Consider the following 378-nt stretch of genomic DNA (forward strand, 5'->3'; position numbering starts at 1 on the left):
CTTTTATTTTGACTAAAGAGGTGCTAAAACATTGAACGTGCTGCTTGTCGATGATGAAATCCGGATGCTCGATCTGCTGGAGCTTTATTTAGAACATTATTCGTGCACAAAAGCCGCCACCGGAAAAGAAGCCCTGGATTTAATAAAAATGAACAATTTTGATCTTGTTATTCTCGATATTATGATGCCTGAGATGGACGGATGGATGGTGTGCCAAGAGATCCGCAGATTGACAAACGTTCCGATTATCATGCTCACCGCCAAAAACGGGCAGGATGACATTGTGCGCGGATTGAATTGCGGAGCAGACGATTATTTAACAAAACCGTTCAGCGAAAAAGTGCTGCTTGCCAAAATAGAAGCCGTCCTGCGCAGAAC

At 43.7% G+C, this 378-nt stretch carries 1 protein-coding gene; it reads left to right on the plus strand.

The features are described 5' to 3' along the window. Window positions 1-37: 37 nt before the first annotated feature. The coding region (locus AB4Z23_RS28965) for a response regulator transcription factor (RefSeq protein WP_441361369.1) at window positions 38-378 on the plus strand (341 nt) is incomplete at its 3' end.

Origin of the sequence: Agrobacterium sp. MCAB5, assembly GCF_052114365.1 — a bacterium.
GTDB classification, from domain to species: Bacteria; Pseudomonadota; Alphaproteobacteria; order Rhizobiales; family Rhizobiaceae; genus Agrobacterium; species Agrobacterium tumefaciens.